This is a genomic window from Winogradskya consettensis (genome assembly GCF_018332715.1).
In the GTDB taxonomy this organism is placed as follows: Bacteria; Actinomycetota; Actinomycetes; order Mycobacteriales; family Micromonosporaceae; genus Actinoplanes; species Actinoplanes consettensis.
Map to the genome: position 1 here is coordinate 1 of NZ_BOQP01000035.1, position 13,591 is coordinate 13,591.

General features: G+C 67.5%; 12 protein-coding genes. 9 read left to right on the forward strand and 3 right to left on the reverse strand.

The window, feature by feature from the left end; translation table 11 throughout:
- Positions 1 to 111: 111 nt before the first annotated feature.
- Positions 112 to 954, forward strand: a complete 843-nt coding sequence (locus Aco04nite_RS30180) for a transglutaminase family protein (protein WP_244876409.1) — start codon at positions 112 to 114, stop codon at positions 952 to 954.
- Positions 954 to 1,460 (forward strand): TetR/AcrR family transcriptional regulator, encoded by a 507-nt coding sequence (locus Aco04nite_RS30185; RefSeq protein WP_213000635.1) that lies wholly within the window; start codon positions 954 to 956, stop codon positions 1,458 to 1,460. The genes Aco04nite_RS30180 and Aco04nite_RS30185 overlap by 1 nt, the downstream gene beginning before the upstream one ends.
- 18 nt (positions 1,461 to 1,478) lie before the next feature.
- Here Aco04nite_RS30185 and Aco04nite_RS30190 read toward each other — a convergent pair whose 3' ends face one another.
- Entirely contained in the window at positions 1,479 to 3,221 is a 1,743-nt protein-coding gene (locus tag Aco04nite_RS30190; protein ID WP_213000636.1) for an acetyl/propionyl/methylcrotonyl-CoA carboxylase subunit alpha, read from the reverse strand.
- A gap of 68 nt (positions 3,222 to 3,289) precedes the next feature.
- Between Aco04nite_RS30190 and Aco04nite_RS30195 the strand changes: the two genes are divergently transcribed.
- The 3 genes from Aco04nite_RS30195 to Aco04nite_RS30205 are packed head-to-tail and all read left to right on the forward strand — an operon-like array spanning position 3,290 to position 5,550.
- Positions 3,290 to 3,838 carry a PadR family transcriptional regulator gene (locus Aco04nite_RS30195; protein ID WP_244876410.1) on the forward strand — a complete coding sequence of 183 codons (549 nt, stop codon included), beginning with the start codon at positions 3,290 to 3,292 and terminating at the stop codon, positions 3,836 to 3,838.
- 33 nt (positions 3,839 to 3,871) lie between these two features.
- A complete protein-coding gene (locus Aco04nite_RS30200) occupies positions 3,872 to 4,801 on the forward strand; it encodes an ATP-binding cassette domain-containing protein (RefSeq protein WP_213000637.1) in 930 nt (309 codons plus the stop codon).
- A complete protein-coding gene (locus Aco04nite_RS30205; protein WP_213000638.1) occupies positions 4,801 to 5,550 on the forward strand; it encodes an ABC transporter permease in 750 nt (249 codons plus the stop codon). The genes Aco04nite_RS30200 and Aco04nite_RS30205 overlap by 1 nt, the downstream gene beginning before the upstream one ends.
- 284 nt (positions 5,551 to 5,834) lie before the next feature.
- Here the strand turns inward: Aco04nite_RS30205 and Aco04nite_RS30210 are convergent, their stop codons facing one another.
- A complete protein-coding gene (locus tag Aco04nite_RS30210) occupies positions 5,835 to 6,038 on the reverse strand; it encodes a hypothetical protein (RefSeq protein WP_213000639.1) in 204 nt (67 codons plus the stop codon).
- A 63-nt stretch (positions 6,039 to 6,101) separates the two neighbouring features.
- On the reverse strand, positions 6,102 to 10,133 hold the full coding sequence (locus Aco04nite_RS50385) for a serine/threonine-protein kinase (protein WP_498370768.1): 4,032 nt from the start codon (positions 10,131 to 10,133) through the stop codon (positions 6,102 to 6,104).
- 101 nt (positions 10,134 to 10,234) lie between these two features.
- Between Aco04nite_RS50385 and Aco04nite_RS30220 the strand changes: the two genes are divergently transcribed.
- The 4 genes from Aco04nite_RS30220 (at position 10,235) to Aco04nite_RS30235 (ending at position 13,578) form a co-directional block, all read left to right on the forward strand.
- Positions 10,235 to 10,420 carry an acyl-CoA carboxylase subunit epsilon gene (locus Aco04nite_RS30220; protein WP_213000640.1) on the forward strand — a complete coding sequence of 62 codons (186 nt, stop codon included), beginning with the start codon at positions 10,235 to 10,237 and terminating at the stop codon, positions 10,418 to 10,420.
- 127 nt (positions 10,421 to 10,547) lie between these two features.
- A complete protein-coding gene (locus Aco04nite_RS30225) occupies positions 10,548 to 10,958 on the forward strand; it encodes a hypothetical protein (RefSeq protein WP_213000641.1) in 411 nt (136 codons plus the stop codon).
- Positions 10,958 to 12,454 carry a hypothetical protein gene (locus Aco04nite_RS30230; protein WP_213000642.1) on the forward strand — a complete coding sequence of 499 codons (1,497 nt, stop codon included), beginning with the start codon at positions 10,958 to 10,960 and terminating at the stop codon, positions 12,452 to 12,454. Before Aco04nite_RS30225 ends, Aco04nite_RS30230 begins: the two co-directional genes overlap by 1 nt.
- Positions 12,451 to 13,578 (forward strand): S8 family serine peptidase, encoded by a 1,128-nt coding sequence (locus Aco04nite_RS30235; RefSeq protein WP_213000643.1) that lies wholly within the window; start codon positions 12,451 to 12,453, stop codon positions 13,576 to 13,578. The genes Aco04nite_RS30230 and Aco04nite_RS30235 overlap by 4 nt, the downstream gene beginning before the upstream one ends.
- The last annotated feature ends 13 nt before the right edge of the window (positions 13,579 to 13,591 follow it).

Consider the following 13,591-nt stretch of genomic DNA (forward strand, 5'->3'; position numbering starts at 1 on the left):
CATGACCGATTGCACCGAGCTTCGCCGCCCGGAAGTGGCGGACGGCCGTGACGGCGAGGGCCATGAGGGCATGCCGGAAGAGGGCACAGCATGACTGTTGATAGTTGGCGGTTGAGGGTTCAGCACAAGAGTGGGTTCGATTACGCGGGGGCGGTGTCGTCGTCGTACAACGAGGCTCGGATGTGGCCGCGTAACGAGACGCATCAGGCGGTGCTGGATGCTCGGGTGGAGGTGTGGCCGCCGGCGCGGACGTATCGGTACGAGGACTACTGGGGGACCGTGGTTACGGCGTTCGACGTGCATGCGAGGCATGAGGCGCTGACCGTGACGGCTACCTCGACGGTGGAGACGTTGCCGCCCGGGGATCTGATCGAGCCCGGTGAAGGTGCCTCGTGGGCGGATCTCGCGCGGCCCGAGAGCGTGGATCGGTGGTATGAGCTGCTGCTGAGCTCACCGCGTACGGTGATGAACGAGGAACTGAGCTCGATCGCCGCGGACATCCGTGCCGCCCATGCCACCCCGCACGCCGCAGCGCTCGCGGTCTGTGAATTCGTCCGCGGCGAGGTGACCTATCAGCCTGGCTCGACCGGGGTGCAGAGCGACGCCGTGCACGCGTGGAAGCAGCGCAAGGGCGTCTGTCAGGACATCAGCCATCTGACCGTCGGGCTGCTGCGCGAGATGGGGCTGCCCGCGCGCTACGTCTCGGGCTATCTGCATCCGTCGTCGGCCGCGGCCATCGGGGACAGCATCGTCGGGCAGAGCCATGCCTGGGTGCAGTGGTGGGTGGGGCGTTGGACGGCGTTCGACCCGACGAACGGCATCCCGGTGGGGGAGCGGCACGTCGTGGTCGGCCGCGGCCGCGAGTACGGCGACGTGCCGCCGTTGAAGGGCGTCTACGCGGGTCCCGGCAGCACCGGGCAGGACGTGGAAGTCACCATCACCCGGCTGCGCTGATGGCGTACCACCACGGCGATCTGCGGCGGGCGTTGCTGACCGCGGCGGCCGAGGCGATCGTCGAGTCCGGGCCGGCCGCGCTGAGCCTGCGGGACCTGGCCCGGCGCGCGGGGGTCTCGCACGCCGCGCCGACGCACCACTTCGGCGACAAGAAAGGCCTGCTCACCGTCCTGGCGACCGAGGGCTTCGAGGAGTTGTCGGCCGCGCTCAACGCCTCGTGGGAGCGCGACGGCAGCCTCCTGGAGTTGGGCGTCAGCTATGTCCACTTCGCGGTCACCCACCGGGCGCATTTCGAGGTGATGTTCCGCCCGGACCTCTTCCACGACGAGGATGCCGGCCTGGTCGCAGCGCGCGGCGAGGCGCGGGGTGCGCTCAAGGAAGGCGGGCTGAGCGGGTGGTCCATCGCGCACGGCTTCGCCACGCTCTGGAACAGTGGCGCTCTTTCCCACCTCACGGGTACGCCCGAAGCGGCCGCCCGTGAGGTGCTCTGTCAGCTGTCGCCCTGATCTCAGTGCCGTCCCGGGTCAGCCGCCGGCCTGATCGATCGTGCACACGGTCGTCCCGGCGGTGATCGTCGCGCCGACCTCGACGGACAGTCCGTTGACGGTGCCCGCGCGGTGCGCCTGCAACGGCTGCTCCATCTTCATCGCCTCGACCACGACGATGACGTCACCCTCGGCCACGGTGTCGCCATTGGCCGCCGCGACCTTGACGATCGTGCCCTGCATCGGAGCGGTCAGCGCTGCCGCACCTCCGGGGGCTTTGGTCTGGGCGACGGCTCGGGCGCGGCGGGGAGCGGGGGCTGCTTTGGGCGTACCCCTCGTGGGAAGCCGCACCTCCAAGCGCTTGCCGCCCACCTCGACCACAATGGTCTCCCGGGCTTCCGGCTCGACCGGGGCGGAAGCGCCGGTGAAAGCAGGGACCCCGCCCGCCCACTCCGTCTCGATCCATCGGGTGTGGACGGTGAACGGCTCGGCCGTGAATGCGGGATCGCGCACGACCAGCCGGTGGAACGGCAGCACCGTGGCGATGCCCTCGATCACCGTCTCGTCGAGCACCCGCCGGGCCCGTTCGAGCGCCTCCTGCCGGGTGGCACCCGTGACGATGATCTTCGCGAGCATGGAGTCGAAGTTGCCGCCGATCACGCTGCCCGCCTCGACCCCCGCGTCCACCCGGACGCCCGGCCCGTGGGGCCAGGTCAGCGTGGTCACCGTGCCCGGCGCGGGCAGGAAGTTGCGACCGGCGTCCTCGCCGTTGATGCGGAACTCGATGGCGTGCCCACGTGGCGTCGGGTCCTCGGTCAACCGGAGCACCTCGCCGTCCGCGATCCGGAACTGCTCGCGCACCAGATCGAGCCCGGTGGTCTCCTCGCTGACCGGGTGCTCGACCTGCAGCCGGGTGTTGACCTCCAGGAACGAGATCGTGCCTTCCTGCCCGACGAGATACTCGACCGTCCCCGCGCCGTGGTAGCCCGCCTCGCGGCAGATGGCTTTCGCGCTGCGGTGGATCTCGGCGCGCTGTGCGTCGGTGAGGAACGGTGCGGGCGCCTCCTCGACGAGCTTCTGGTGCCGGCGCTGCAGGGAGCAGTCCCGCGTGCCGACCACGATGACGTTGCCGTGCGTGTCGGCCAGGACCTGCGCCTCGACGTGCCGCGGCCGGTCCAGGTAACGCTCCACGAAGCACTCGCCGCGCCCGAACGCCGCAACCGCCTCCCGGGTCGCCGACTCGAACAGCGCCGGGATCTCCTCGAACTCGCGTGCCACCTTCAGCCCGCGACCGCCGCCACCGAACGCCGCCTTGATCGCCACCGGCAGCCCGTGCTCCCGGGCGAACGCGATGATCTCCTCCGCGTCGCCCACCGGCTCGGCCGTACCGGGCACGAGCGGTGCACCGGCCCGCTGCGCGATGTGCCGCGCGGTGACCTTGTCACCCAGGTCACGGATCGCCGTCGGTGAAGGACCGATCCAGATCAGGCCCGCATCGAGTACGGCCTGAGCGAACTCGGCGTTCTCGCTGAGGAACCCGTAACCGGGGTGAACCGCGTCAGCCCCGCTCCGAGCGGCGACTTCCAGCAGTTTGTCGATCCGCAGATAGGTGTCGGCAGCGGTCTCCCCGTCGAGCGCATACGCCTCGTCGGCGAGGCGGGCGTGCGGGGCGTCCCGGTCGCTGTCGGCGTAGACGGCGACACTGGCCAGGCCGGCATCGGCACACGCCCGGAGGACACGGACGGCGATCTCGCCGCGGTTGGCGATCAATACCTTGAGCACGGACCTGAGCCTATCCTCAGGCGCCCCACTTCGCGCGGTAGTCAAACTTGCCTATTACGCTGACCCGTATGTCCGCTACCCGCATGATGATTCTCGGTGTCGTCCAGTGGATGCAGCCCGTGCACGGTTACGACGTGCGCCGCGAGCTGCTGAGCTGGAGCGCCGACAAATGGGCGAACGTCCAGCCCGGATCGATCTACCACGCGCTGCGCAAGCTGGCGGAGGAGGAGTTGCTCCGCGAGGTGAAGACCGAGCAGGTGGGGGCGCGGCCGGCGCGGACGACGTACGAGATCACCGACAAGGGTGTCGCCGAGTTCGACTCCCTGCTGCGTGGCACATGGTGGAACATCTCCGCCGCGCCCGACCCGTTCCTGGCCGGTTTCTCGTTCCTTCCCGCGCTGCCGCGCGAGGAAGCCGTCGCGGCTCTGCGTAACCGGGCGATCCAGCTGGAGGCCGGCAATCAGCAGCTGCGGGCAGCCATCGACGCCGACTGGGCCAAGAACAAGCCGATCCATGTCACGTGGATGTGGGAGCTGGCCATGGAGCGCGCCGCTGCGGAGGTCGCCTGGTGCAGAAGGATCGCCGGGCACCTCGAGTCCTCTGTTAATCAAGTTTGACTAGTAAGACTTGAATAATCTACGCTGCTCCGCGTGATCAAAACGCTAGGTTTGCGTAAGTCGTTCACAACCCGCCACGGCACCGTCGACGCTGTCCGCGGCGTCGACCTCACCGTCGACGAAGGCGAGATCTTCGGCTTCCTCGGCCCCAACGGCGCAGGCAAGACCACCACCCTGCGCATGCTCGCCACCCTGATGAAACCCGACGGCGGCGAGGCGACCATCGCGGGCGTCGACCTGCTCGAGGACCCTGGCGAGGTGCGGCGCCGCATCGGGTACGTCGCGCAGGGTGGCAGCACCCTCGACGACTCCACCGCTCGCGAGGAACTCGTCCTGCAAGCCCGCCTCTACGGCGTCAGCAAGTCCGAGGCCCGCGCCCGCACCGCACGGATCCTCGACAGCTTCCAGCTCACCGAATACGCCGAGCGCAAGTGCAAGACGTACTCGGGCGGCCAGCGTCGCCGCGTCGACATCGCGCTCGGCATCATCCACGAGCCCAAGATCGTCTTCCTCGACGAACCGACCACCGGCCTCGACCCGCAGAGCCGCGCCCACATGTGGGACGAGGTCCGCCGCCTGCGCGACGAAGGCATGACGATCTTCATCACCACGCACTACCTCGACGAGGCCGACGCCCTCTGCGACCGTATCTCCATCATGGACAACGGCGCGATCGTGGCCTCCGGGACGCCTGCCTCGCTCAAGAAAGAAATATCCGGAGATGTCGTACGGGTCGGAGTGGCTCTACCCGCTGCCGCCGCCGCCGCGCTCTCGGATTTTCCACGCGTCGAGCTTCACGACGACAGTGTGCGTCTCTACGTCGAGGACGGCGCCACAGCCATCCCGCTGGTCATCCGCGCCCTGGACAGCGCCGGGGTCGCACTCGGCACGATCGAACTGCACCGCCCCAGCCTCGACGACGTCTTCCTGACCAAGACCGGCCGATCCCTGCGGGAGAACTGATGCTCCGCGACACCTGGTTGATCTTCCAGCACCAGTTCAAGGCCCTGCTCCGCAACCCGGTCTGGATCCTCGTCGGCGTCTTCCAGCCGGTGATGTACCTGCTGCTCTTCGCCCCACTGCTGAAACCCGCGCTGGGAGTGCGGACCAACGCCGAGGCGTACGAGATCTTCGTCCCGGGCCTGCTCGTTCTCCTGGCGATCTTCGGCGGCCTCTTCCAGGGCTTCGGCCTGATCGCCGAACTCCGCGCCGGCGTCATCGAACGATCCCGCGTCACCCCCGTCAGCCGGCTCGCCCTGCTGCTCGGCCGCTCCCTGCGCGACACGGTGTCCCTGCTCGCCCAGGCAGTGATCATCACACTGCTCGCGCTCGCCTTCGACCTGCGGGTCTTCATCGGCAACCTGCTGCTGGCTTACCTGATGCTCGCCCTGATCTCGCTGATGACCTCAGCGGTCTCCTACGGGGTCGCACTCGCCGTGAAGAGCGAGGACGCACTCGCCCCGCTGATGAACACGGTCGCCCAGCCGGTCCTGCTGCTGTCGGGCATCCTGCTGCCGCTCACCTACGCCCCGGGCTGGCTGCAGGGCATTGCCGACTGGAACCCGTTCTCCTGGGCGGTCAACGGGGTGCGCGCGCTGTTCCGAGGGGATCTGGGCGCGCCGGCGGTCTGGCAGGGGCTGGCGATCATGGCGGTCCTGGCCGCGCTCGCGGTCGCCTGGGCCGCCCGGCTGTTCGCCCGCAGCATCCGCTGACCCTGCGTGCGTGCGGGCGTGTGACCCTGCGTGCGGGCGTGCGGGCCGGGCCGGGCCGGGCTTGGACCGGGCTGGGCTTGGGCCGGGCCGGGCTGGGCTGAGTCGGGCCGGGCCGGGCTGGGCTGAGTCGGGCTGGGCTGAGTCGGGCTGGGCTGAGTCGGGCTGGGCTGAGTCGGGCTGGGCTGAGTCGGGCCGGGCCGGGCCGGACGGGCTGGGCTGAGTCGGGCCGGGCCGGACGGGCTGGGCTGAGTCGGGCCGGGCCGGACGGGCTGGGCTGAGTCGGGTCAGGCGCGGCGGCGGGCCGGTTGGGGTTGCGGGGTGGCTCGGCGCTGGGTGATGAGGACCGCGGCGGCCGCGAGCAGGCCCGCTCCGGCCAGCGTGAGCAGGAAAAGGACGGGACCGGCGGCGGCCGCGAGCAGAGCCACGTCGGCGATTGCGACGAGCATCCAAAGGGCGAGCGCGGGTTTGGTTCCGTGTCGGCGAAACATTCGTGCACCTCCATCCGTGGTGAGCGATGAACTACCCGTTCATCGCTCACCTCATGCATGGGGTCACGACTGCGGCTTGAATCCCTTGTAGATGTTCTGCAGATCCGCCTGCGAGGCGGCCCAGTCGCCGGGCGTGACGTACCAGTTGATGCTGTACGCCTTCTTCGGGCTGGTCAGGAAGTTCCGCTTCACGGCATGCTGCTTGTTACCGCTGGACGTCGTGTAGAAGAACTCCCAGTCCGCGGCCTTCTGGAAGTAGTCGACCGACTGCAGCTTCACCCGCGAATAATTCTTGTACGTCCCGTTCGACCGCGACGCCTCCTGCTGCTGCCAGTCCGCGAGCGGATCGGGCTTCGGCTGATCGGTCTGCGCGATGATCAGCAGCCGGTTGTCGCCCCGGAAGTAGATCTCGTCCCCCCGAACCTCAGCCGACCAGTCGCTGGGCAACGGCACAGTGAACCCGGTACCGGAGTTCCCGTAGGTCTTCCATCCCGCCGGCAGCGTGAACGTCCCACTGCTGCTGGCCGGCGCCGACGTCGGCGCCTTACTGGTAGGAGTGGTCCCAGGCGCGGCAACCGGAGCACTGGTAGCCGCCGAAGTGGGCGCCGCCCCACCAGGAGCCGAAGCCCCACCGGACTTCTGCGGCGACACAGCCGCAGCGGTCGGCACAGGTGCGACCCCGCCACCACCCGCGGCCTTCTCATCGTCGTCACCCCCGAAAGCCTTCGGGATCACCAAAATGAGAAGCAGCACCACAACAGCAAGGATCCCCACCCCGATAACCGTCTGCTGCCGAGTGAACGTAATACCGAAAACCGTCACCCCCCGCCGCCCAGCCGAAGGCTCCCGCAACATCATCGGCTGCCACGCCGGCCGGCTCGGCATCCCCGGCGCCCCCGACACGGGAGCTCCCGACACAGGCGCCCCAGAAACCGGCGCAGTCCGACGCGGCGGCTTACTACCTTCCACCGAGTCATCTGACGCCCGACTCGCCTGGCTAGGAAGGTTGCTCGGCTGAGGAAGCACCCTCGTCCGATTCCCCCCGAACTCATCCACCGGCTTGACCACGGTCGGTTCCCCCGCCGCGTCCCGCCGGTCAGCAGCACTCGCACTCCCAGCAGCACTCGCCCCGGCCACCGCACTCGCCCCGGACGAAGCGCCGAACCCGATCCCTGCCCCGCCCTTGCCCGCCGAATCCCCCTGGCTCGCCGCGCCAGCCTTGCTAGCCGAGTCGCTCTGGCTCGCCGCGCCGGCCTTGCTAGTCGAGTCGCTCTGGCTCGCCGCGCCGGCCTTGCTAGCCGAGTCGCTCTGGCTCGCCGCGCCGGCCTTGCTAGCCGGGTTGCCGTCGTTTGCCACGTCGGCCTTACTAGCCGGGTTGCCGTCGTTCGCCGTGCCGGCCTTGCCTGCGGCCCCGCCTTCGCTAACCGTGCCAGCGTTACTTGCCACGCCGGCCTTGTTGGCTGCGTCGCTGGCATTACCGGCCTTGCTTGGCGCGCTGGAACTGCTTGCCGTGGTAGCCGCGCTACCCATACCAACCGCGCTGGCTGCATCGGCAGGGCTTGCCAAGTCGGCTTTGCCCGCAGCACCTGACGCGTCGACCATCGTCGGCTCATCGGTGGTGCGCAGCGGCGCAACCGCAGTCGGCCCGTCCTCGGCGCCCAATTCATCCGCGGCTTCGCTACCCGCCTCAGCTACGGCTCGATCACCCGGCTTGCCCGGGGTGCCTGGCAACACCTCGGCGCCCGGCTCCCCTCCGACCCCCAGCTTGTCCTCAGCGCCGAGCCCGCCCTGAGCACCGCCTTGGCCCTTGGCATCGACCTGGTCCTGAGCGCCGAGCCGGTCCTGAGCACCGCCTCGGTCCTGAGCACCGTCCTGGTCCTGAGCACCAAGTTCGTCCTTGGCGCCGAGCTGGTCCTGAGCACCTACCTTGTTCTCGGCACCCGGGTCGTTCTGAGTTCCCAGCCTGTCCTGAGCAGCCAGCTTGTTTTGAGCACCGAGCTCGCCGAGTTTGTCCCTGGCGCTCAGGTCGTTGTCGACGAGGGGTTCTTCGTGGGCAACCCGGTCGGTCCTGGCGCTCGGGTTGTCTTCGGCGCCTGACCCGTCGGTGGGCTGCTGCTCGGCCCCGCCTTCGCCCGCGGCGTCGGCTTTGTCTGCGATGCCGGGCTCACTCGCGGCATCGGTTCCGCTGTCGGTTGGCTCAGCTTCGACGTCCGAACCGGCAAGCGTCTTGTCACCCGTGCCGGTGACCGTATCGGGTGTGGCGTTCGCCGCCTCGCTCGATGTGTCCAGGTCGGCGCTTGTCACCGCAGCGACCGAAGCGGCCTGGCTCCCGCGAACCTTCTTACCGGACGCCTTACCCGCACCTGCCCGCACCGCGGTCGCAGCCGGCTCGGAACTCGGGATGTTGCCCGGCGTTTCGGTGTCCCCGGCGGGCTCGGTGGCGGGCGGCGTGGCGGTTTCGGCGTCCGGGCCGGCGGCGTCCTGCTTGACCGCAGCATTGTCCGGCGCGGCATCCGCCACGAGAACGCTCTCAGCGTCGTCGGGAGTTGCCTGCGGACCAGCCTTGAGAACCGTGTCCGCATCGGGGACAGCATCCGGGGCTGACGGCGTACCCGTGGATGGGATCGGGGTGATTGCTGTGGGGGTGCTCTCGGGAGTTAGCGCTGGAGCGGAGGCCGCTGCCTGGGGTGCCTTCGGCTGCTGGGGCGGCGCAGGCTGCTGGGGTGGCGTCGGCTGTTTGCGGGCGGCTGCCACCTCGGCGGCTGTGAACGAGCCCAGGGCCGGGCCGGCGCCGCGCATGGTGGCGTCGAGGCCGGATTCGGGGGGCGTTCGCTTGGCTTTGGGCGTACCTGTGTGGTCGACCGCTGGTGAATCCAGGCGGGTCGCGTCCAACGGGGTTTTGGGGTTGTCGATGCGGGTTTCGGCCGGACGCGGCGCGCGACCGACGCTGGCCTTGCCCGGCGCGAAGATCGGGCGGCCCTGCTGGTTCTCGGCGGCCGGTGGCGTCGCCGCAGCACGTCCCTGCGGAGCCGACGCCGAACCACGACTCGGCGGAGTTGCCACATGACCCGGAGGAGTCGCAGCGGCGCGACCAGGCGGCGTAGCCGTTCCACGACTCGGGGTGACAGGCCCCGGGGTGACCGGAGGAGTCGCCGGCGGGCGCGGGCCGGGCACGACAGGCGCATTGGCCGCCGCACCGGGCACGACCGGCGGACGTTCGCGGCCCACACCGGGGCGGCGCATCGTCGGGCTCATCGGGAAGCTCAGCTTCGACCGGCGGCCCGCGGCGCGCAGCAGCAGCCGCTCGGCTTCCTCGGCGTTGATCCGATGCGAGGGATCCTTGCGCAACAGGCCGTTCAGCACCGGCTTCAGCGGGCCTGCGTTACGGGCCGGCGGCGGGTTCTCGGTCGCCAGTGCGGCAAGGGTCGCGATCGCCGACGGCCGCGCGAAGGGAGAAGCCCCCTCCACCGCCGCGTAGAGCGTCGCCCCCAAAGACCAAAGATCAGCGCCGGGTCCGGCTGTGCCGTCCCGAGCACGCTCCGGAGCAATGTACGCGGGGGAGCCCAGCACCAGTCCCGTACGAGTGACGTTGGGGTCACCGGGCACCGTCGCGAGCCCGAAGTCGGTGAGCACGACGCGGCCGTCCTCGCCGATCAGCACATTGCCCGGCTTCACATCACGGTGCACGACGCCGGCCCGGTGAGCAGCCCGCAACGCGCCGAGCACACCCAGCCCGATCTCCGCCGCCCGGATCGGATTGAACGGCCCGTCAGCAGCCAAAATGTCCTGCAAAGACCGCGACGGGACGTACTCCATCACAATCCACGGATCAGCATCCGTACGCAGGACGTCGAAGACACGCACCACGTTCACGTTGTTGAGCCGGGCAATCGCCCGAGCCTCACGCAACGAACGCTCACGCATCTCCTGCCGCTCCTCAGGCGTCAGCCCGGGCGGCGGCACGAGTTCCTTGATCGCAACATCACGATGCAGGACGACATCGGTCGCCCGCCAGACACGACCCATCCCGCCCTGACCGAGCGGCGCGACGAGCCGGTAACGATCAGCGACAACAAGCGGGGGGGAAGTAGACATCACGCAGAAAATACCCGGTCATGTCGAGCCGCAGCGAATCGATCAGCCGAGTGTGGGATCCGTGTCACCGCGTAACCGTCTCAGGACCGTACGCTTGATCAATGGACGAGGAACCGCTGGTCAACGTCGTACACGGAGATCCCACCCCCGCAGAGCTCGCCGCCCTGGTCATAGCCCTGACCAGCACAACACCCCCCACCCACCCCCATTCCCCCAGCCTCTGGACCCGCCGAGCCCGCCCAACCCCAAGATCGGACTCCTGGCGCGAATCGGGCCTCCCCCTCTGACTCCCCCTCCCGCATAGACAGGTCTCGGTACGGCCGCACCTGCCCCACCCCCGGACACGGGGTCGAAACTTGCAGGCCGCACCGTCTACCCTCGAAGCAGATTCGTACGCTCGGGGGAGGGACTCGGATGATTCCTGAGGAGGATCGCGGGCCGGCTTGGCTCAGCGACTACGGCAGCATCGAAGCCGACATCCAACAGATGGAAGACTTCGCCAAGGGCCTCAAGGCAGAGGTCGCGGACGGCTACGCCCCGCATGCCAACCAGGTCGCCGAAGTGATGATGCAGGACCTGCCTGATTCGCTTCCCCTCTTCACCGAGCTGGGCGACTTCATGGCCGAGCACAACAAGGTCAAGAATGTGACGCTCGCAAACACCCTCAACTTCGGTACCGGCACCGGCCAAGCCGCAGCCGCAGCGTCGAAGATCAGCGAGGAATATCGCTCCTCCGACGCGTTTGCGCACGCAACCGTGAAGGACGTCCAAGTCGCCTTCATCAAGTCGGAAACCGGCTCCCAACTGCTGGATGAGGAAAACTGATGCTCACAGCTGAGGGCGGCAGCGGCGGCTACGGCGGCACGAACTGGAACGACAAGGACGTCCGCGCCATGTGGTCCGCAATCGAGGGCCACGACACCGACGCCTACTTCAACGTCGTCACCAAGGGCTGGCAGGCAACCGCCGAACTGATCGGTCAGCACATCTCCAACGTCCAGGATTACCGCGACAACCTTGCCGTAGCCTGGCCGCCTTCAAAAAGCGCGGCCTCAGCCGCCTACATCGAACGCCTCAACGAACTGCTCAAACACCTTGACCAGACGCTGACCGCGACCTCCACAAACATCACAGCGGTCCGAGTGGTGATGCAGGACCTCGCCGTCGCTCAAATCCAGCTGAAGCCGATCCTCGAGCAGTACGAAGCAAACGACAAGCTCAACCTCGCCTGGCAATCACAGCAAAACTCACCCAGCCCGACCCCAACCCCCTCACCTTCTCCTTCAGGCGCCAAGCCCACCCCGCCGGTTTCATCAGCAGAGCAAGAGAAGCTGAATTACCAAGCCCGCTCAATCATGTTCAACCTGAGCAGCACGGTAATGAGCAGCCACGCCTCTCTGCAGGAACCGAAGGCCTATATGCCCGGGAGTGGTGTAGACATTGGTGATTCAGGCGAGAAGCGCGAAGACAACAATGGGACCGCCACACTCGGTGCACCGTTTGTTTCTTCCACCGGCGGGAGTTCAGGAGACAGTCCCCGCTCGGTCGGCTCTACCCCGAACTCGTCCCATGCCGTTTCGCCGGTTTCGCCAACGGCAACCGTGCCGGGGGCTCAGCACCCCGTTGTTTCGACGCCGGGAGTCAATCCCGTCGTTACGACCCCGGGCTCAGGTCCTGTCCTTGGCGGCGTTGGACCAGGTTCAGTCCTGACTCCTCCCGGCGGTGTCTCGGCGCCCTTGCCGGGCGGACTGCCTGCGTCTGGAGCACTGCCCGGAGTGTCCGTGGGTGGTTTGCCGGGAGTCGTCCCGACCAGTGGCTTTCTCCCCGGAGGCGGAGCTATTGCGCCTGGTGGGTTGGTAAAGCCGGGCGCGCTCGGGGCGCCCGCTACGCGCACCGCAATGCCGTCTGGTGGTGTGATCGGCGCAAGGCCAGGTAGCGGAGTTATCGGCCAGATGCCAGGTGCGGGAGGTTCGCCTTCCCGCCTAGGGGGTTCCGGGCGCGTCAACCCTGTGGGCGGAGTTATCGGTCAGCAGGGTTCGACTCCTGGCGCTGGAGCTAATGGGCGGACAGGCGCTGCTGCAGGCGGCCGGCAGGGGGGCGGGGTTCGGTCTGGAGGACCCCAGGGAGCCACCCGTTCTGGTTCAGGCAACATGCTTGGCCAGCATGGTCGGTCGGCTCGTCGTAACGATGATCATGATGAGATGAGCCATTGGGACCCGGATAATCCGTGGGTCACGGACGAAGGCGTTGATCCTGTGTTGATGCCCTCTGCCGAGGCGGGTCCCGTTGATCCTGGACCGGCTATCGGTTACCGGAGATGATTCGACGACTTTCTGCTGCTCTTGCAGTGGCGCTGGCTTTTGCTGGCGCCGCCGTTTTCGGCAGTCCTGCCTACGCCGGAGGGATCCGAGATGAGCAGTGGCACCTCACTTACTTGAAGATCGCAGAAGCGCAGCGGATCAGTTCGGGCAAGGGGGTCGTGGTTGCCGTTATTGATACCGGAGTCAATGATCATCCTGATCTGGCAGGCAGTTTGCTCAACGGCGCCGATTTTGTTGTTCGGGGCGGATCGGGTCAGAACGATCCAGAGGGCCATGGTACTGCTGTCGCCGGGTTAATAGCCGCGCACGGTAAAGGCGGAAATGGGGCTTTAGGGATTGCGCCTGATGCTGAGATCCTCCCAGTCAGAGTCATGCGAAAAGGTCTAGACTATATCGACATCGGCTCCGGTGTTGATTATGCAATCTCTCACGGCGCCAAGGTAATCAATATATCGTTGGCTGTTAATGGAGTTGACCCGAAGGCGCTTGCTGCTGTCGCGAAAGCAGCGAAGGCTGATGTCGTAATCATTGCCGGCGTAGGCAATAGGCCCGAGGCGACAAGCGTGATGGCGCCTGCGAAGCTGCCGGGTGTTGTAGGTGTCGGCGCCACCGATAAGTCCGGAGAGCTTGCCAAGGTGTCGGTCACTGGAAGCGGTGTTGATATCGCTGCGCCTGGTGTAGATATCGCGAGTATCAGCAATGACGGTATCTATATCGATAACGCTGACGGAACCTCGTACTCCTCGGCGATTGTTTCCGGTGCTGCGGCTCTGCTGCGGAGTAAGTATCCGGAGATGAGTGCCAAGGAAGTTGTCGAGCGGCTGGAGTCGACTGCAGTCGACAAGGGTGCGCCTGGTGTAGACGACAAGTACGGGCACGGGGTTTTGGACATCGTTGCTGCGCTCGAAGCTGGTGGGCCTGGTGGGAGTGCGCCGTCCGCGAGTGCGACCACTTCTGCGAGCGACCCCTCCGCTGGTGCCTCGGGATCTGCGGCTCTGCCGGAGGCGGAAAATTCCAGCGGCAGTGGTTCGGGTCTGCTGATCGGCGGTGTGGTGCTCGTCATTCTGCTGGGCGCCGGTGCTCTCTTCTTTGTTCTTCGGGCCAGGTCGCGCTCGACTTCCTAGTCGCGCCCGGTAC